This is a genomic window from Lactobacillus sp. PV012 (genome assembly GCF_014522325.1).
In the GTDB taxonomy this organism is placed as follows: domain Bacteria; phylum Bacillota; class Bacilli; order Lactobacillales; family Lactobacillaceae; genus Lactobacillus.
In genome coordinates this window covers 325,413-341,147 of the sequence record NZ_CP041983.1, presented here as the reverse complement: position 1 = coordinate 341,147, position 15,735 = coordinate 325,413, and the positions used below count along the sequence as shown (strand labels likewise).

Below are 15,735 nucleotides of genomic sequence, written 5' to 3'. Positions count from 1 at the left end.
CCTCCTAGATTAATTCGTTGATATCTAATTGTACAGGTTGTTGTGCTGCATGCTTGTGATCTTCACCTGCGTAAACATGTAATTTCATGAATTGTTGATGACCAAGCGTATTCTTAGGCAACATACCCTTTACAGATTGTTCAACTAATCTTACTGGGTTCTTTGCTAATAATTCACCGGCAGGAGTAGCCTTTAAACCACCACGGTAATCTGAGTGGTGGTAGTAGATCTTATCAGTTGCCTTTTTACCAGTTAATTTGATCTTATCGGCATTGATAACGATAACATAATCACCAGTATCTACATTAGGTGTATATTGAGGCTTATTCTTACCTCTTAAAATTGATGCTACTGCAGTTGATACACGTCCAAGTGCAATACCATTGGCATCAATAACATACCACTTACGTTTAATATCACTAGTTTTAGCTAATGGGGTAGTACGCAATTTAAATTCCTCCGTTTTCTTGTGTTTGACATACAATAAGTTTCCGGGGCCTATCGTGGACAAACATACGTATATTAATTTACGTCCTTTTTTGCAAAATGTCAATTATTTTTCAAATCTAATCGATATTTTTTAGGGATTTCTTCATAAAATACATGTTTTAAATACAATCCACTCGCTGGCGCCGTTGCTCGAACTTCTTGACGATCTTTAGCTGCAAGTACTCGTGGAATATCATCAACTGGACGTTTTTTACTTCCAATTTCTAATAAAGTTGCAACCAAGATCCTTACCATATTATACAAGAAACCATTACCAATGAAATCAAAAATTATTTTTTTCTCTTTTGGTTTTTCAATGATATTTATATAATAAATTTTTCTAACTTTATCCTTAATTTGGCCACCACTTGCAGCAAAACTTGTAAAATCATGTTCTCCTAGCAAGTCCAAAGCTGCTTGTTGCATTAATTTTATATCTACGCTGTAGGGATAGTGACCCGTGTAAAAGCGATTAAAGGGATCCACAAAATGATGCTGATCGACTACATAGCGATACCATTTTCCTTTAGTTGAATATTGTACATGGAAATTTTTATCTACAATTTCACTTTCATAAAAAACTGTATCTGTTGGCATCAAAGAATTCAAAGCCAACAGCATTTTATTAGCAGGAATGGGATTACCTAGATAATCAAAATGAATTACTTGCCCTTTTGCATGTACTCCTGCATCTGTTCGTCCAGAGCCATGCACAATAATTCTCTGGCCCTTGTTAATTTTTTTCAAGGCTTCTTCAATTGCTCCTTGGACAGTTCTTTGGTTGGGTTGTATTTGAAATCCATGAAATAAATGACCATCATAGGCCATTGTCATTTTATAACGCGTCATTATTTTGTCCTAAATATTATCAATCCAATACTTAATAAAAGGAAATATCCTAAAATTATTCCATCAGCTTTTGTCCAGCTCAATACTCTATAGTGAGAGCGGGGCTTTCCTTCTTGATAACCCCGCGCCTCCATTGCGGTGGCTAAATCTAAAGCTACAGTCATCGAAGTAATAAAAAGTGGAATTAAAATAGGGATAATGTTTTTTATTCTTTTTAATAAACTGCCACTACTAAAATCAATTCCACGTGCCCGTTGAGCATTCATAATTTTAACTGTTTGATCCATTAAAGTTGGCACAAAGCGGAGGGCAATTGCCATGACTAAAGACAACTGCTCTACTGGCACCTTGAAAATTTTTAGTGGTTTCATTATCCACTGAAGTGCATCTGCAATTTGAAGAGATGAGGTGGTTAAGGTTAACACAGTTGAAATGCAGATAATCATTACAAAACGTAAAAATAAATATACCGCATTTTCAATCCCAACTTGTGTAATTTTTAAAAAGTACCAGCTCCAGTAAATGCGTCCTCCACTTGTAAAAAACATTTGTAAAAGGGAGGTAAAGAATATTAACCAAATTACTGGCTTTATTCCATCCCAAAATATTTTTGGTTTTAATTTAGTCGCCCAAATAGCTACTAAAGTAAATAAAATCAATATTCCATAAGTTAACCAATTATTGGCTAAAAACATTAAAAAAACAAATAAAAAAGTTCCAATAATTTTACTACGGGGATCCATTCGATAAACAATTGAGTCACCAGGTATATAACGACCAATAATTATTTTGCTCATTGCTTTGGTTCCCTCCTATTGATTTCATCTATAACATCTTCTACAAGGCTTGTAAGGGTGATTTTACCTTCTTTAATGGAAAAGCCTTTTTGTGATAAAAGCTGCTTAAATCCATAGATTTTAGGTTCTAAAAGGTGATGCTTTTTTAACCAATTACTTTGATTAAATAATTTATCAGTTTTATCTTGAGCAATAAGTTTTCCTTCTTCAAGGACTAACATTTCTTCAGCGTAATCTACAATATCTTCCATATCGTGGGTAACCACAACAATTGTATGTCCTTGTTGATGATACTGCTCTAAGAGCTTATATAGTTCCTTTTTTCCTTCTGGATCTAGTCCTGCAGCTGGCTCATCAAGACACAAAATATCTGGCTTAGAAGCCATTACACTAGCAATAGCTACTCGCCTTTTTTGCCCTCCTGACAAATCAAAAGGAGAACGATGATAAAACTCGGAAGCTATTCCTACTTTTTTTAACCAAAGCTTTGCACTTTCTTCAGCTTCTTGGCGTGAAAAGCCAAAATTTAAAGGACCAAACATTACTTCTTTCAAAATATTTTCTTCAAATAGCTGGTTTTCTGGAAGCTGAAAAACAAGCCCTACCTTTTTTCGCAAAGGTTTTAGATCTTTATTAGGTGTGTGAGTGTCTAATGAAAAATTGTCTATCTCTACTTTCCCTACAGTCGGCTTTAAAAGTCCATTAAACAGTTGCATTAAAGTTGATTTCCCACTACCAGTGTGACCCACTAGTGCTACAAAACTATTATCTTTAATTTCAAAATTAATTTCTTTTAAAGCAGGATATTCAAAGGGTGTCCCCACATTATAAGTAAAACTTACTTTTTCAAATTTAATTGCCACAAAAACTCTACTACCTCTTTTTCAGTTTTTAAATTTCTTGGAATATCTATTCCTTTTTTTTCAAATTCTTTTCTTAATTGATATAAAAAAGGGGGAACTAAACCAGCTTTTACTACTAATTCTTCATTTTCAAAAAGTTCATCTGGTAAAAACTTTCCCATTAAATTTCCCTCATTTAATACAAGAACTTCATCTGATGACATTACTTCATCAATATCATGCGTAATCGACAACACTGTTAATCCAAACTTTTTTTGAAGCCTTTTTATTACCTTTAAAATTTCCTTACGGCCCTCTGGATCTAACATACTAGTTGCCTCATCTAAAATGATGATCTTCGGTTGAATAGCTAAAATTCCTGCTATTGCTACTCTTTGCTTTTGACCTCCTGATAAATTTTGAGGCTCTTTTTCTTTATATTTCAACATATTTACTTCTTCAAGAACTATGGGCACAATTTGATGCATTTTTTCATAAGAAATATCTCTATTCTCTAACCCAAAGGCAATATCATCTTGTACAGTTGCACCAACAAACTGATTATCAGGGTTCTGAAAAACGATTCCAATTTTATCTCTAATTTGAGGAAGTGTAGTTTCATCTAATAAAATATTGTCAATAAGTATGCGATTTTTTTTAAAATCGACTTCTAGAATTCCATCTAATAATTTTGAAAGTGTTGATTTACCACTACCATTATGACCGACTATGGAGACCCAACTTTTTTCTTGAATAGAAAAAGAAATATCAGAAAGGGCTGGTGTTTGCATATCAGCATAAGTGTAAGATAAATGCTTTACATCAATAATATCTTTCATCATTTACCCTTCTTTCAAAATTAGTTTCCTTCTAATTGTAACAAATAATTCTTATATGCAAAAATTTCTAAGATCTTCCTCCTAGAAACTTTTGCATATAAAAAAATCATCCACGAAGAGGGATGAACTTAATCATCTAAGCTAGACTAGGCTATTAGCCGGCTATAAGCCACCATCATCACACTTGTTCTCGCTTTCGTGAAAGATTTAATTATAAACTATTTAATTAACTATGATTAAACTAATTCAATAATAACCATAGGTGCTGCATCACCTTTACGTGGGTTAGCAAGTTTGTACATTCTAGTGTATCCACCATTACGATCCTTGTAACGTGGTGCAATATCACTAAATAATTTTTGTAATGCAGACTTAACTACTACTGAATCACCGTCTTCATGAATATCAGCAATTTCATTACGTACAAAAGTAGCAGCTTTTCTTCTAGCATTTAAGTCACCGCGTTTACCCAAGGTAATCATTTTTTCAGTAGTCTTGCGAATTTCTTTACCACGGGCTTCAGTAGTAACAATGCGTTCGTTCATGATAAGTTGAGTAGTCATTTCTCTAAGCATTGCTTTTCTGTGAGCGCTATCGCGACCTAATTTACGGTATGCCATGAATTTTCCCTCCTTATTATTACTTAGTCTTCTTCTCGAAGAGATAGACCAAGATCATCAAGTTTATTCTTTACTTCTTCTAATGACTTTCTTCCTAAGTTTCTTACCCGCATCATATCAGCTTCAGATTTATCAGTTAATTCTTGAACTGTATTAATGCCTGCTCGCTTAAGACAATTATAAGAACGAACAGATAAATCTAATTCTTCAATCGTCATTTCAAGTTTCTTTTCATTTTGGTCGTCTTCTTTTTCCACCATTACCTCATCAAATTTTGTATCTAATTCAGTAGACATGAAAACCTTGAAATGTTCAATTAAAATCTTTGATGCAAAACTTAAAGCATCATTAGGTGTAATTGAACCATTAGTCCAAATTTCTAAAGTTAATTTGTCAAAATCATCTCTTTTTCCAACTCGAGCATTTTCAACTTGATAGTTTACTTTCTTAATTGGTGAAAAGAGTGAATCAACGGGGATGACACCAATAGGCATGTCCTCTGTCTTGTTTTCACTTGCAGGAACATAGCCACGACCTTGCTTGATCGCAACGTTCATATGCAAATGGCCACCTTCAGCAATACTACAAATGTATTGATCCGGATTTAAGACTTCGATGTCAGAATCAACTTTCAAATCTGCTGCAGTAACTACTGCAGGGCCTTTTACATCAATTTCAACAACTTTTTCTTCATCTGAGAGTGACTTTAATTCTAGTTTCTTCAGATTAAGAATAATTTTAGTGACATCTTCTCTAACACCTGGAATAGTTGAAAATTCATGTAATACACCATCAATCTGAATGTAAGAAAGTGCCGTTCCTGGAATAGAGGTTAATAACACCCGACGGAGTGAGTTACCTAAAGTAGTCCCGAAACCGCGTTCCAGTGGTTCGACAACAAACTTACCGTATTCTTCTTCTTGGTCTACTACGGTAATATTTGGTTTTTCAAATTCAATCATTACTGGGCCCCTTTCAAAACGTAATGTCCTGCACGCAGGTTAAACTAGACACGACGACGTTTTGGTGGTCTGGAACCATTGTGCGGAACTGGTGTAACATCGCGAATAGCAGTGATTTCAAGACCAGTTGCTTGCAATGCTCTAATTGCAGCTTCACGACCTGCACCTGGACCCTTAACTGAAACTTCTACATGTTTCATACCTTGATCCATTGCGGTCTTAGCTGCTGCTTCTGCAGCCATTTGTGCTGCGAAAGGTGTAGACTTTCTACTACCTTTAAATCCTAAAGCACCAGCAGAAGACCATGCTACTGCGTTACCTTGTACATCAGTAATCATAACTAATGTATTATTGAACGTAGAGTGAATATGAGCTACTCCGCTTTCGACATGCTTCTTTACACGGCGCTTGCGTGCTGTTTTCTTTGCAGCCATTAACTTAACCTCCTATTAACAAATTATCTCTTCTTTGAACCCTTACGAGTACGAGCGTTGTTCTTGGTATTTTGACCACGAACCGGTAAACCACGACGGTGGCGCATACCACGATAAGAGCCAATTTCAACCAAACGCTTGATATTCAAGCTTACTTCACGACGAAGATCACCTTCTACACGGTACTTATCAACTTCGCTACGAAGTTTTTCTTGGTCTTCTGGAGTTAAATCGTTTGTACGAAGATCTTCTGAAATTCCAGCTTCTTTACAGATCTTCTTAGCAGTTGGTTCACCAATACCATAAATGTAAGTTAATGCAACTACAATTCTTTTATCTCTTGGTAAGTCAACACCAGCAATACGTGCCATTTTCGCACCTCCTATTTAAAAAATACTAACCTTGACGTTGTTTGTGCTTAGGGTTTGCAGAGCAAATCACCATTACACGACCTTGTCTCTTGATAATTTTACAATGTTCACACATTGGTTTAACAGATGGTCTAACTTTCATGTTTGCCTCCGTAATCACTTAATAAAACGATATGTTATTCTACCTTTAGTTAAATCATATGGAGAAAGTTCTACAGTTACACGATCTCCTGGTAAAATGCGAATATAGTGCATTCTGATTTTACCAGAAACATGTGCCAAAATGGTAGCTCCATTTTCTAATTCAACTTTAAACATAGCATTAGGTAAAGTATCTACTACTTTACCTTCTACTTCAATGACATCTTCTTTTGCCAAAACTTTTCCTCCATAATTGAGAAATTAGCTACACTTATGAAATTATAGCACGGATAGTAAAAAATACAATTCCCAACTAATTTTTATCTAAAATTTTTTCAATTTCAGCAAAAACTTTTTCTGGACTTTGTTCCCCATTCACAGTAGCCAACAAACCTTTTTCTTCATAAAAATCACGAAGTGGTGTGTTCATTTTTTCGTTAACTTCTAAACGATTCTTAACTACTTCAGGTTTATCATCTTCGCGTTGATAAAATTCATGGCCACCACAACGGTCACAAACTCCCTCTTCTTTAGGAGGATTTGAGTTTTTGTTATAAGTAGCGCCACAATTCTTACAAATGAATCGTGCAGATAAGCGTTTGATCAAGACGTCTTCATCTACATCAATTGCAATTACATTAGTAAGAGGTTTATCAAGCTTTTTAGTGATTTTTTCTAAAAGTTCTGCTTGAGCAATAGTTCTTGGAAAACCATCAAGAATAAATCCATTTTTTGTATCATCTTCTTGAAGTCTTTCTTCAACTAATTTTGCAGTAACTTCATCAGGAACTAAGTCACCTTTATCAATAAAACTTTTTGCTTCTAGTCCTACAGGAGTTTTTTTAGCCATTGCTTCTCTAAACATATCTCCTGTAGAAATATGAGCCAAATGATATTTATCTACAATACGTTCAGAAGCCGTGCCTTTACCAGCACCGGGTAAACCCAAAAGAATTAAATTAATCATTTCTAATCCTCTCTAATAAATCCAACATATTCACGTTTCATTAGTAATCCATCAACTTGGCGTCCTAATTCTAGCACAACCCCAATTACGATTAAAAGACTTGTACCACCTAATCCAATTGAACTTGGTAAGCCAAAAATGTTAGTAGCTAGTTGTGGAAGTAATGCAACTAATCCTAAGAAAATTGCTCCAACAGTTGATAATCTCATTAAAATTTTAGAGATATATTGTTGTGTGTCTTTTCCTGGCCATACACTTGGAATATAAGCTCCTTGTTTTTGTAAGTTCTCTGAAAGTTTTTCTGGATTAACTTGAACAAAAGCGTAAAAGAAAGTAAATAAAATAATTAATAAAGTATAAATTAAAGCACCAGGAGTAGTTTGAAGACTAAAGATTTGATTAGCAACTTTAAACCATTCTTCATCTCCGTGAGTTCTTTGAAAGGCCATCAAAATAGTTGCTGGAGTTACAATAAAAGAACTCGCAAAAATAACTGGAATAACTCCGGATACATTAACCTTTAAAGGTAGAAAACTTTCGGAGCCACTTGTTACTGCTCGACGTGTATATTGGATAGGGACACGTAAGTCAGCTTGTTGAAACCATGTAACAAACTGTGTTACAAGTAAAATAGCGATAATGATCGCAATGAAGAACAATGCTCCTTGCCAACGATCACTCGGACTATTATTGATGATCAAATCTTTAACAAGTTGGTACAACCCGTTAGGAAGGCGAGCAATAATACCAGCAAAAATAATTACTGAAACACCATTACCCAAACCTTTATCTGTAATTTGATCTCCTAACCAAGTTAATAACATTGTACCAGCCGTCATAATAATGGCAATTTCAACATATGTTTGTGGGGTTTGAGATTTAACCAACCCCATTTGAGTCAATACATTGAAACCTAAGGTAATCCCGATACTTTGAACAAAGGCAATTCCTAAGGCTAAATACCGAGTTACTTGATTGGTTTTACGACGACCAACTTCACCTTGTTTTCCCCATTCAACTAATTTAGGAACAATATCCATCTGTAATAATTGAATAACAATTTGAGCTGTAATATAAGGAGAGACCCCTAAAGAGAAAATGGAATAATTATCCAAACCTCCCCCACTTACAGTATCTAACATGGGAACAAGTCCAGTTTGAGCTACCTTTGTAATTGCCTTCGCATTTACACCTGGAACTGTAATATTAGCTCCAATGCGATAAAGCAATAGGATAAAGAGAGTAAAAAAGATTTTACTTCTTATTTCCTTATCCTTGAAGGCGTTCTTCAAGGTCGAGAGCATTAAATCACCTCAACAGTTCCGCCAGCGGCTTCAACTGCTTCTTTAGCAGCTTGAGAAGCTTTATTAACTTTAACAGTTAACTTCACTTTCAATTCACCGTTAGCTAATAATTTAACTCCTGAAAGTTCTTTTTTCACAAGACCAGCAGTCTTTAAAGTATCAATTGTTACTTCACTGCCGTCTTTAAATTTGTTTAAGTCTTCTACGTTAATAATAGCGTATTCTTTACGATTGATATTCTTAAAACCACGCTTAGGCATTCTTCTGAATAATGGCATTTGTCCACCTTCAAAACCTAAACGAGTTTTACCACCAGTACGAGCTAATTGACCTTTTTGACCACGTCCAGCAGTTTTTCCATAACCACTAGATGTACCACGACCAACACGTTTTCTGTTACGACGTGAGCCAGCAGCTGGCTTTAATTCATTGAGCTTCATAGTTCAGGCACCTCCTTGGATTCTTATATTATTTATTAACCTCTTCAACAGAGATTAAGTGTGCAATCTTTAGTAAAGCACCACGAGTTGCAGCGTTGTCAGGAAGAACAACAGTACTATTCACTCTACCAAGACCTAAGGCCTTAACAATCTTTCTTTGTTTTGGTAGACGGTGAGCGGCACTTTTAATTAAGGTAACTTTTAAATCAGTCATTTTTTAATCTCCTTAATCTTCTAAGCTCTTTGCAGATTCACGAAGCTTTAATACATCTTCACGAGTTTTTAACTTCTTTAAACCATCCATAGTAGCACGGATTACGTTAATTGGAGTGTTAGAACCGAGAGACTTAGAAGTTACATCTGCGATACCGGCTAAGTCCATGATGATACGAACTGCACCACCAGCAGCAACTCCAGAACCTGCTTCAGCTGGTTTTAACATAATATTTCCAGAACCATAGTGACCTATAACTTCGTGAGGAATTGTACTTCCTACAACTGGTACCTTAATCATGTTCTTTTTACCAGCTTCGACAGCCTTACGGATAGCTTCTGGAACTTCTTGAGCTTTACCAGTACCAAAGCCTACACGACCTTTTTTGTCACCGACTACTACTACGGCAGCAAATCTCATGCGGCGTCCGCCTTTAACAACCTTAGTAATACGGTTGATAGCTACTAATTGGTCTTCAATATCGTCTTTTTTACGATCTTTTCGAGAATCTCTACGAGAATCGTTGCGGTTTGCCATTAGTTGTTCTCCTTTCCTAGAATTCTAATCCGTTTTCACGGGCTGCATCAGCTAATGCTTGAATACGTCCGTGGTATAAGTAACCACTTCTGTCAAACACTACAGCTTTAATATTCTTTGCAGCAGCTGCTTCAGCTAATGCTTTACCTACTTGGGCTGCTTGATCCATCTTAGATCCTTCAGCGGTAATATTCTTGTCATTTGTTGAGGCACTTGCAAGCGTTACACCCTCTACATCATCAACTAATTGAGCGTAGATGTTTTTATTTGAACGATAAATACTTAAGCGTGGGCGCGCAGCAGTACCAGAAATTTTACCACGAATACGTTTATGACGCTTTAAGCGTAATTTGTTTTTATCTGGTTTAGAAATCACAATTTCACCTCAAAAATTTTCTATTTTAATTATTTACCAGTCTTACCTTCCTTGCGACGAACATGTTCATCTTCGTAACGGATACCTTTACCCTTGTAAGGTTCTGGTGGACGAACATCACGAATTTCTGCCGCAAATTGACCAACTACTTGCTTTGAAATACCTTCAATTTCAATTGAAGTAGCTGATGGTGTTTTAATAGTAACACCTTCTGGAGCTTCAAATTCTACTGGGTGAGAATAACCAACATTTAAAGTCAATTTCTTACCTTGAGCAACTGCACGGTAACCAACACCAACTAAAGTTAATTTCTTAACATATCCGTTAGTTACTCCTTCGATCATTGAAGCAAGGTTTGCTCTTTCAGTTCCGTGAAGAGCTTTATCTGACTCACTTGAACGACTGAAGTGAATTTCACCATCATTTTGTTCAAAAGTAATACGTGGGTCAAAGTATCTAGTAAGTTCACCCTTTGGTCCCTTTACAGTAATATCATCACCATTTTTAGTAACAGTGACACCTTCAGGAACGTTGATGACCTTTAAACCAATTCGGCTCATTAATAGTTCTCCTTTCTGTCAAAATTACCAAACGTAGGCAATAACTTCGCCGCCGACGTTCTTTTCTCTAGCTTCTTTATCGGTAATTACACCAGCAGAAGTAGAAATGATGGCAATACCAAGACCATTAAGAACTTTTGGTAAGTTTTCTGCACTTACATAGTTTCTTAAACCTGGTTTAGAAATACGCTTTAATCCAGAAATTACGCGTTCACTATTTGGTCCATACTTCAAGAAGATCTTAATCATACCTTGTTTATTGTCTTCTTCAATTTGGTAATCACGAATGAAACCTTCTTGTTTTAAGATTTCACTAAGTGATTTTTTCAATGATGATGCAGGAATTTCAACTGAATCATGTCTTGCCATGTTGGCATTTCTAATTCTAGTTAAGTAATCTGCAATCGGATCTGTCATGACCATTTATTTTGCCTCCTTACCGTTTAATTACCAACTTGCCTTCTTAAGACCAGGGATTTGACCCTTGTGTGCTAAGTCTTTTAAGCAAATACGGCATAATTTAAATTTGCGGTAAACAGAGTGTGGACGTCCACATCTTTCGCAACGAGTGTATTCACGTGCTGAAAACTTAGCAGGACGATGATTTCTGACGATTTGTGATGTTTTAGCCATTAATGTCCTCCAATTATTTAGCAAAAGGCATACCAAATTCTGTAAGAAGTTCACGAGCTTCTTCATCAGTATTGGCAGTAGTTACAATAACAACGTCTAAACCTCTTACGCGGTTTACCTTATCGTAATCGATTTCTGGGAAAATCAATTGTTCCTTAATTCCTAAAGTATAATTACCACGGCCATCAAATGACTTAGCACTTACACCACGGAAATCACGAACTCGAGGAAGAGAAACGTTTACTAATTTGTCTAAGAAGTCATACATTCTATCTCCTCTAAGAGTAACCTTAGCACCAATAGCCATGCCTTCACGTAAACGGAAATTAGCGATAGATTTCTTAGCCTTAGTAATTAAAGGCTTTTGACCTGCAATTAAAGTTAATTCTTCAACTGCTTCATCTAAATTTTTTGCATTAGAAACAGCGTCACCTACACCCATGTTTAATACAATTTTATCAATCTTAGGAATTTCCATAACTGATTTGTAATCAAACTTTTCATTCATTGCAGGTGCAATTTCGTTTTTGTACTTTTCTAATAAACTGTTAGCCATTTATGTCCTCCTTCCTACTTTTCTGCTTTTGCAATAACTTTTACATTTGAAGCATGGATAGAACCTTCTCGTTCTTCAACCCCACCATTTGCGTTGGTTTGTGAAGGTTTTACGTGCTTCTTGATTTTGTTGATACCTTTGACAACGACACGGTTAGTTTTGGCGTTGACTGAAAGAACAGTACCTTCTTTACCTTTATCTTTACCGGTAATAACTTTTACTTTGTCACCTGTTTTAACAAACATCAGTGCACCTCCCTAAAACTTTTACAATACTTCAGGAGCAAGAGATACGATTTTCATAAAATCGTTCCCACGCAGTTCACGAGCAACTGGTCCAAAGATACGAGTACCACGAGGACTCTTATCAGCATTAATGATAACTGCTGCATTTTCGTCAAACTTGATGTATGAACCATCTTCGCGACGTGCACCTGATTTTGTTCTAACAATAACAGCCTTTACAACGTCACCTTTTTTGACAACGCCACCTGGTGTTGCTTGTTTAACAGTAGCAACAATAATATCACCAATATTACCGGTTTTACGTTTAGAACCACCTAAAATTTTAATAACTAGAAGTTCCTTTGCACCGGAGTTGTCAGCAACCTTTAAACGGCTTTCGTGTTGGATCACTAGTATATCCTCCCCTCAATAAAAATCCGCGTGATTAAATAGATTTCTTCACAATTTTTGTAAGACGGTAACGCTTCGCATGTGATAATGGACGGGTTTCCATGATACGAACAGTATCGCCAATATTAGCTTCGTTGTTTTCATCGTGTGCATAGTACTTCTTTGAGTACTTAATACGTTTCTTGTAAACAGGGTGGTTCTTGTAAGTATCAACAACAACAGTGATAGTCTTATCCATCTTGTCAGAAACAACGCGGCCTTGGTATACGTGACGACGGTTTCTTTCGTTAGTTTCGCTCAAGTTAATAACTCCCTTCCACTACTTAATTCTTACTCAATTCTTTTTCGCTAAGAATTGTTTTAATTCTAGCAATATTCTTGCGGACTTGTTTCAAGCGAGCGGTGTTTTCTAATTGACCGGTTGCTTGTTGGAAACGCAAATTAAAAAGTTCTTCTTTATATTGCTTTTCCTTTTCTAACATTTGCTCAGTGGTTAATGCTCTGATATCTTTAGCCTTCATTAGATTCGCCACCTACTTCCGAACTCTTCTTAACAAACTTAGTCTTAATTGGGAGCTTATTAGATGCAAGTCTTAATGCTTCACGAGCGACTTCTTCAGGAACGCCACCAATTTCAAACATAATCTTGCCACGCTTAACAACAGCTACCCAACCAGCTGGAGCACCTTTACCAGATCCCATACGTACCCCAACACCTTTAGCAGTGTAGGATTTTTGTGGGAAGATTCTAATCCATACACGACCACCACGCTTCATGTAACGAGTCATGGCAATACGTGCAGCTTCGATTTGTCTATTAGTAATCCAGTGAGATTCTACAGCTTCTAAACCATATTCACCGAATGCGATAGTTTTTCCACCTTTGGCTTCACCACGCATTTTACCGCGGAATTCACGACGGTGTTTTACACGCTTAGGTACTAACACTCTTAGTTTCCTCCCTTCGCTTTCTTAGAAGCATTAGGCTTGTTTTTACGTTGTGGTAAAATTTCTCCACGGTTAATCCAAACCTTAACACCAATTTGTCCGTAAGTGGTGTTTGCTTCTACCCATGCATAATCAATATCAGCTCTTAAAGTATGAAGTGGTACACTACCTTCAGTATGCCATTCTCTTCTTGCCATATCGGCACCATTCAAACGACCAGCAGTTTGTACCTTAACACCTTTAGCGCCTGAACGCATAGATCTTTGAGTTGCTTGACGAGTAGCACGTCTGAAAGCAATACGAGCTTCTAGTTGACGTGCAATGCTTTCTCCAACCAATTCAGCATCTAAATCAGGTTTCTTAATTTCTACAATATTAATGTGAACATTCTTATGAGTTAAAGCATTTAATTGTTTTCTTAAAGCTTCAACTTCTTTTCCACCTTTACCAATAACCATTCCTGGCTTTGCGGTGTGAATAGAAATGTTAATTCTATTAGCAGCACGTTCAATTTCTACAGTAGATACAGCTGCATCCGCTAACTTCTTAGAGATGAACTTTCTAATACGTAAATCTTCATTTAAAGTGTCAGCGTAATCTTTATCTGCATACCACTTTGCTTCCCAATCACGGTTAACACCGAGACGGAAACCATTTGGGTTAATTTTTTGACCCATTAAATTTACCTCCCTTAATCGTTCTTCTCAGATACTACAACGACTACATGGCTAGTTCTCTTGTTAATTGGAGAAGCCATACCTTTAGCACGTGGACGAAATCTCTTTAAAGTTGCTCCTTCATTTACGTATGCTTCAGAAACGTAAAGATTTGCACTTTCAAGATCGTAGTTATGTTCTGCGTTAGCAATTGCTGACTTCAAAACTTTCTTAACGATTGGGGAAGCAGCTCTTGGCGTAAATTCTAAAATAGCCAATGCTTCAGCAACACTCTTTCCGCGAATAAGGTCTACAACCAAGCGGGCTTTTCTAGGAGCGATGCGAACTGTTCTTGCTTCAGCTTTAGCTGAGCTAATTTGTTCTGCCATTTATGTGTTTCTCCTTTCTCTTACTTACCAGTTGTTGCCTTATCAGCAGCCTTATGACCACGGAAAGTTCTAGTAGGCACAAATTCACCTAACTTGTGACCAACCATATCTTCAGTCACATAAACTGGAACATGTTTTCTACCATCGTAAACAGCTATTGTGTAACCAACAAAGGAAGGGAAAATAGTTGAACGACGGGACCAGGTTTTAATTACTTGCTTCTTTTCGGAGCCTTCTTGGGCTTCGATCTTCTTTAAAAGGCTTTCGTCAGCGAAAGGTCCTTTTTTAATACTACGGCTCATTAATTAACCTCCTTTTGTTTAACTATTTGTTACCCTTGCGGTGACGGATAATAAGTTTTTCACTTCTAGCCTTAGAACTTCTAGTCTTAATTCCGCGAGACTTCTTACCCCAAGGAGTCATTGGTTGTGGACGACCCACTGGAGCCTTACCTTCACCACCACCGTGTGGGTGATCGTTAGGGTTCATTACAGAACCACGAGATTGTGGACGCTTGCCCAACCAGCGACTACGTCCAGCTTTACCTAACTTAATTAATGAGTGTTGTTCATTACCAACAGCACCAATAGTAGCACGGCAAACTGATAAGATACGACGTACTTCACCACTTTGTAATCTTACTAAAGTGTATTTTCCATCATTACCAAGTACTTGTGCAACTGCACCAGCACTTCTTACTAATTGTCCACCTTTACCAGGCTTAAGCTCAATATTATGTACTTCAGTACCAGCTGGGATTTCACCTAATGGTAATGCATTACCAGGTTTGATATCAGCATTTGAACCAGATTCTACAACATCTCCAACTTTTAATCCTTTTGGAGCTAAAATGTAAGCTTTGATTCCATCTGTGTAGTGAAGAAGAGCAATGTTAGCAGTTCTATTTGGATCGTATTCGATAGCCTTTACAATTGCTTTTACATCGTCTTTATTGCGCTTGAAGTCAATAATACGGTACTTTTGCTTGTGACCACCACCACGGTGTCTTACAGTAATATGTCCATAAGAGTTACGACCTGCAGTCTTACTTTTTGATTCAAGTAAAGTCTTTTCAGGCTTACTCTTAGTGATTTCTGCAAAGTCTGAAGAAGTCATATTACGTCTGCCGTTTGTAGTTGGCTTATATTTGATAATTGCCAATTGACTGACCTCCTA

The 15,735-nt window shown here is 36.6% G+C and carries 30 protein-coding genes; all 30 read right to left on the bottom strand.

The window, feature by feature from the left end:
• Nucleotides 1-4: 4 nt before the first annotated feature.
• On the bottom strand, nucleotides 5-448 hold the full coding sequence (gene rplM / locus FP433_RS01650; RefSeq protein ID WP_265486896.1) for a 50S ribosomal protein L13: 444 nt from the start codon (nucleotides 446-448) through the stop codon (nucleotides 5-7).
• 101 nt (nucleotides 449-549) lie between these two features.
• Nucleotides 550-1,341 (bottom strand): tRNA pseudouridine(38-40) synthase TruA, encoded by a 792-nt coding sequence (gene truA / locus FP433_RS01645; protein ID WP_265487239.1) that lies wholly within the window; start codon nucleotides 1,339-1,341, stop codon nucleotides 550-552.
• Complete coding sequence (locus FP433_RS01640; protein ID WP_265486894.1) at nucleotides 1,338-2,135, bottom strand: energy-coupling factor transporter transmembrane component T family protein; 798 nt, start codon at nucleotides 2,133-2,135, stop codon at nucleotides 1,338-1,340. Before FP433_RS01640 ends, truA begins: the two co-directional genes overlap by 4 nt.
• Nucleotides 2,132-2,998: an energy-coupling factor transporter ATPase gene (locus FP433_RS01635; protein ID WP_265486892.1), complete on the bottom strand. Its 867-nt coding sequence runs from the start codon at nucleotides 2,996-2,998 to the stop codon at nucleotides 2,132-2,134. Before FP433_RS01635 ends, FP433_RS01640 begins: the two co-directional genes overlap by 4 nt.
• Nucleotides 2,974-3,816 (bottom strand): energy-coupling factor transporter ATPase, encoded by an 843-nt coding sequence (locus tag FP433_RS01630; RefSeq protein ID WP_265486891.1) that lies wholly within the window; start codon nucleotides 3,814-3,816, stop codon nucleotides 2,974-2,976. Before FP433_RS01630 ends, FP433_RS01635 begins: the two co-directional genes overlap by 25 nt.
• A gap of 236 nt (nucleotides 3,817-4,052) precedes the next feature.
• On the bottom strand, nucleotides 4,053-4,436 hold the full coding sequence (gene rplQ / locus FP433_RS01625) for a 50S ribosomal protein L17 (protein WP_265483462.1): 384 nt from the start codon (nucleotides 4,434-4,436) through the stop codon (nucleotides 4,053-4,055).
• Between the two features lie 23 nt (nucleotides 4,437-4,459).
• Nucleotides 4,460-5,398 (bottom strand): DNA-directed RNA polymerase subunit alpha, encoded by a 939-nt coding sequence (locus tag FP433_RS01620; RefSeq protein WP_265483464.1) that lies wholly within the window; start codon nucleotides 5,396-5,398, stop codon nucleotides 4,460-4,462.
• A 44-nt stretch (nucleotides 5,399-5,442) separates the two neighbouring features.
• Nucleotides 5,443-5,832, bottom strand: coding sequence for a 30S ribosomal protein S11 (gene rpsK, locus FP433_RS01615; protein WP_265483465.1), 390 nt, complete (start codon nucleotides 5,830-5,832; stop codon nucleotides 5,443-5,445).
• A gap of 23 nt (nucleotides 5,833-5,855) precedes the next feature.
• Entirely contained in the window at nucleotides 5,856-6,203 is a 348-nt protein-coding gene (rpsM, locus tag FP433_RS01610; protein WP_265483467.1) for a 30S ribosomal protein S13, read from the bottom strand.
• A 25-nt stretch (nucleotides 6,204-6,228) separates the two neighbouring features.
• The gene (rpmJ, locus tag FP433_RS01605; protein WP_011161523.1) at nucleotides 6,229-6,345 is read right to left on the bottom strand and encodes a 50S ribosomal protein L36; all 117 of its coding nucleotides are present in this window, start codon (nucleotides 6,343-6,345) and stop codon (nucleotides 6,229-6,231) included.
• A 14-nt stretch (nucleotides 6,346-6,359) separates the two neighbouring features.
• Nucleotides 6,360-6,581, bottom strand: a complete 222-nt coding sequence (gene infA / locus FP433_RS01600) for a translation initiation factor IF-1 (RefSeq protein ID WP_003647816.1) — start codon at nucleotides 6,579-6,581, stop codon at nucleotides 6,360-6,362.
• A 76-nt stretch (nucleotides 6,582-6,657) separates the two neighbouring features.
• Complete coding sequence (locus tag FP433_RS01595) at nucleotides 6,658-7,311, bottom strand: adenylate kinase (protein ID WP_265483482.1); 654 nt, start codon at nucleotides 7,309-7,311, stop codon at nucleotides 6,658-6,660.
• Nucleotides 7,312-7,313: 2 nt separating this feature from the next.
• Complete coding sequence (secY, locus tag FP433_RS01590) at nucleotides 7,314-8,615, bottom strand: preprotein translocase subunit SecY (RefSeq protein ID WP_265486889.1); 1,302 nt, start codon at nucleotides 8,613-8,615, stop codon at nucleotides 7,314-7,316.
• A complete protein-coding gene (gene rplO, locus FP433_RS01585) occupies nucleotides 8,615-9,055 on the bottom strand; it encodes a 50S ribosomal protein L15 (protein WP_265483484.1) in 441 nt (146 codons plus the stop codon). Before rplO ends, secY begins: the two co-directional genes overlap by 1 nt.
• Before the next feature lie 28 nt (nucleotides 9,056-9,083).
• Nucleotides 9,084-9,269, bottom strand: a complete 186-nt coding sequence (rpmD, locus tag FP433_RS01580) for a 50S ribosomal protein L30 (protein WP_265483486.1) — start codon at nucleotides 9,267-9,269, stop codon at nucleotides 9,084-9,086.
• A 12-nt stretch (nucleotides 9,270-9,281) separates the two neighbouring features.
• Nucleotides 9,282-9,806, bottom strand: coding sequence for a 30S ribosomal protein S5 (gene rpsE, locus FP433_RS01575; RefSeq protein WP_265486887.1), 525 nt, complete (start codon nucleotides 9,804-9,806; stop codon nucleotides 9,282-9,284).
• A 16-nt stretch (nucleotides 9,807-9,822) separates the two neighbouring features.
• A complete protein-coding gene (gene rplR, locus FP433_RS01570; protein ID WP_265483488.1) occupies nucleotides 9,823-10,182 on the bottom strand; it encodes a 50S ribosomal protein L18 in 360 nt (119 codons plus the stop codon).
• Nucleotides 10,183-10,211: 29 nt separating this feature from the next.
• Nucleotides 10,212-10,742, bottom strand: coding sequence for a 50S ribosomal protein L6 (gene rplF, locus FP433_RS01565; protein ID WP_265483490.1), 531 nt, complete (start codon nucleotides 10,740-10,742; stop codon nucleotides 10,212-10,214).
• A gap of 24 nt (nucleotides 10,743-10,766) precedes the next feature.
• Entirely contained in the window at nucleotides 10,767-11,165 is a 399-nt protein-coding gene (rpsH, locus tag FP433_RS01560) for a 30S ribosomal protein S8 (RefSeq protein ID WP_265483492.1), read from the bottom strand.
• A gap of 24 nt (nucleotides 11,166-11,189) precedes the next feature.
• A complete protein-coding gene (locus FP433_RS01555; protein ID WP_265483493.1) occupies nucleotides 11,190-11,375 on the bottom strand; it encodes a type Z 30S ribosomal protein S14 in 186 nt (61 codons plus the stop codon).
• 13 nt (nucleotides 11,376-11,388) lie between these two features.
• Entirely contained in the window at nucleotides 11,389-11,931 is a 543-nt protein-coding gene (gene rplE / locus FP433_RS01550; RefSeq protein ID WP_265483494.1) for a 50S ribosomal protein L5, read from the bottom strand.
• Nucleotides 11,932-11,945: 14 nt separating this feature from the next.
• Nucleotides 11,946-12,176 carry a 50S ribosomal protein L24 gene (gene rplX / locus FP433_RS01545; RefSeq protein WP_265483496.1) on the bottom strand — a complete coding sequence of 77 codons (231 nt, stop codon included), beginning with the start codon at nucleotides 12,174-12,176 and terminating at the stop codon, nucleotides 11,946-11,948.
• Between the two features lie 21 nt (nucleotides 12,177-12,197).
• Nucleotides 12,198-12,566, bottom strand: coding sequence for a 50S ribosomal protein L14 (gene rplN, locus FP433_RS01540; protein ID WP_265483497.1), 369 nt, complete (start codon nucleotides 12,564-12,566; stop codon nucleotides 12,198-12,200).
• Between the two features lie 34 nt (nucleotides 12,567-12,600).
• The gene (gene rpsQ / locus FP433_RS01535; protein ID WP_265483498.1) at nucleotides 12,601-12,867 is read right to left on the bottom strand and encodes a 30S ribosomal protein S17; all 267 of its coding nucleotides are present in this window, start codon (nucleotides 12,865-12,867) and stop codon (nucleotides 12,601-12,603) included.
• Between the two features lie 22 nt (nucleotides 12,868-12,889).
• Nucleotides 12,890-13,087, bottom strand: a complete 198-nt coding sequence (gene rpmC / locus FP433_RS01530) for a 50S ribosomal protein L29 (protein ID WP_265483500.1) — start codon at nucleotides 13,085-13,087, stop codon at nucleotides 12,890-12,892.
• Nucleotides 13,077-13,514, bottom strand: a complete 438-nt coding sequence (gene rplP / locus FP433_RS01525) for a 50S ribosomal protein L16 (RefSeq protein WP_265483502.1) — start codon at nucleotides 13,512-13,514, stop codon at nucleotides 13,077-13,079. Before rplP ends, rpmC begins: the two co-directional genes overlap by 11 nt.
• Before the next feature lie 2 nt (nucleotides 13,515-13,516).
• Nucleotides 13,517-14,191, bottom strand: coding sequence for a 30S ribosomal protein S3 (rpsC, locus tag FP433_RS01520; protein WP_265483504.1), 675 nt, complete (start codon nucleotides 14,189-14,191; stop codon nucleotides 13,517-13,519).
• 14 nt (nucleotides 14,192-14,205) lie between these two features.
• Entirely contained in the window at nucleotides 14,206-14,559 is a 354-nt protein-coding gene (rplV, locus tag FP433_RS01515) for a 50S ribosomal protein L22 (protein ID WP_265483505.1), read from the bottom strand.
• Between the two features lie 20 nt (nucleotides 14,560-14,579).
• Nucleotides 14,580-14,861, bottom strand: a complete 282-nt coding sequence (rpsS, locus tag FP433_RS01510) for a 30S ribosomal protein S19 (protein ID WP_265483507.1) — start codon at nucleotides 14,859-14,861, stop codon at nucleotides 14,580-14,582.
• A 22-nt stretch (nucleotides 14,862-14,883) separates the two neighbouring features.
• Nucleotides 14,884-15,720 carry a 50S ribosomal protein L2 gene (gene rplB, locus FP433_RS01505; RefSeq protein ID WP_265483508.1) on the bottom strand — a complete coding sequence of 279 codons (837 nt, stop codon included), beginning with the start codon at nucleotides 15,718-15,720 and terminating at the stop codon, nucleotides 14,884-14,886.
• Nucleotides 15,721-15,735: the final 15 nt, after the last annotated feature.

Excerpts from the sequence above, each read along its gene's own strand:
- FP433_RS01630 (WP_265486891.1), bottom strand. The coding sequence starts at position 3,816 with ATGAAAGATATTATTGATGTAAAGCATTTATCTTACACTTATGCTGAT.
- FP433_RS01620 (WP_265483464.1), bottom strand. The coding sequence starts at position 5,398 with ATGATTGAATTTGAAAAACCAAATATTACCGTAGTAGACCAAGAAGAA.
- rplQ (WP_265483462.1), bottom strand. The coding sequence starts at position 4,436 with ATGGCATACCGTAAATTAGGTCGCGATAGCGCTCACAGAAAAGCAATG.
- rpmD (WP_265483486.1), bottom strand. The coding sequence starts at position 9,269 with ATGACTGATTTAAAAGTTACCTTAATTAAAAGTGCCGCTCACCGTCTA.
- rplF (WP_265483490.1), bottom strand. The coding sequence starts at position 10,742 with ATGAGCCGAATTGGTTTAAAGGTCATCAACGTTCCTGAAGGTGTCACT.
- rplE (WP_265483494.1), bottom strand. The coding sequence starts at position 11,931 with ATGGCTAACAGTTTATTAGAAAAGTACAAAAACGAAATTGCACCTGCA.
- rplX (WP_265483496.1), bottom strand. The coding sequence starts at position 12,176 with ATGTTTGTTAAAACAGGTGACAAAGTAAAAGTTATTACCGGTAAAGAT.
- rpsM (WP_265483467.1), bottom strand. The coding sequence starts at position 6,203 with ATGGCACGTATTGCTGGTGTTGACTTACCAAGAGATAAAAGAATTGTA.
- rpsH (WP_265483492.1), bottom strand. The coding sequence starts at position 11,165 with ATGGTCATGACAGATCCGATTGCAGATTACTTAACTAGAATTAGAAAT.
- rpsC (WP_265483504.1), bottom strand. The coding sequence starts at position 14,191 with ATGGGTCAAAAAATTAACCCAAATGGTTTCCGTCTCGGTGTTAACCGT.
- rpsK (WP_265483465.1), bottom strand. The coding sequence starts at position 5,832 with ATGGCTGCAAAGAAAACAGCACGCAAGCGCCGTGTAAAGAAGCATGTC.
- rplV (WP_265483505.1), bottom strand. The coding sequence starts at position 14,559 with ATGGCAGAACAAATTAGCTCAGCTAAAGCTGAAGCAAGAACAGTTCGC.
- secY (WP_265486889.1), bottom strand. The coding sequence starts at position 8,615 with ATGCTCTCGACCTTGAAGAACGCCTTCAAGGATAAGGAAATAAGAAGT.
- rplO (WP_265483484.1), bottom strand. The coding sequence starts at position 9,055 with ATGAAGCTCAATGAATTAAAGCCAGCTGCTGGCTCACGTCGTAACAGA.
- rpsS (WP_265483507.1), bottom strand. The coding sequence starts at position 14,861 with ATGAGCCGTAGTATTAAAAAAGGACCTTTCGCTGACGAAAGCCTTTTA.
- FP433_RS01555 (WP_265483493.1), bottom strand. The coding sequence starts at position 11,375 with ATGGCTAAAACATCACAAATCGTCAGAAATCATCGTCCTGCTAAGTTT.
- rpmJ (WP_011161523.1), bottom strand. The coding sequence starts at position 6,345 with ATGAAAGTTAGACCATCTGTTAAACCAATGTGTGAACATTGTAAAATT.
- FP433_RS01640 (WP_265486894.1), bottom strand. The coding sequence starts at position 2,135 with ATGAGCAAAATAATTATTGGTCGTTATATACCTGGTGACTCAATTGTT.
- FP433_RS01595 (WP_265483482.1), bottom strand. The coding sequence starts at position 7,311 with ATGATTAATTTAATTCTTTTGGGTTTACCCGGTGCTGGTAAAGGCACG.
- rpmC (WP_265483500.1), bottom strand. The coding sequence starts at position 13,087 with ATGAAGGCTAAAGATATCAGAGCATTAACCACTGAGCAAATGTTAGAA.
- rpsE (WP_265486887.1), bottom strand. The coding sequence starts at position 9,806 with ATGGCAAACCGCAACGATTCTCGTAGAGATTCTCGAAAAGATCGTAAA.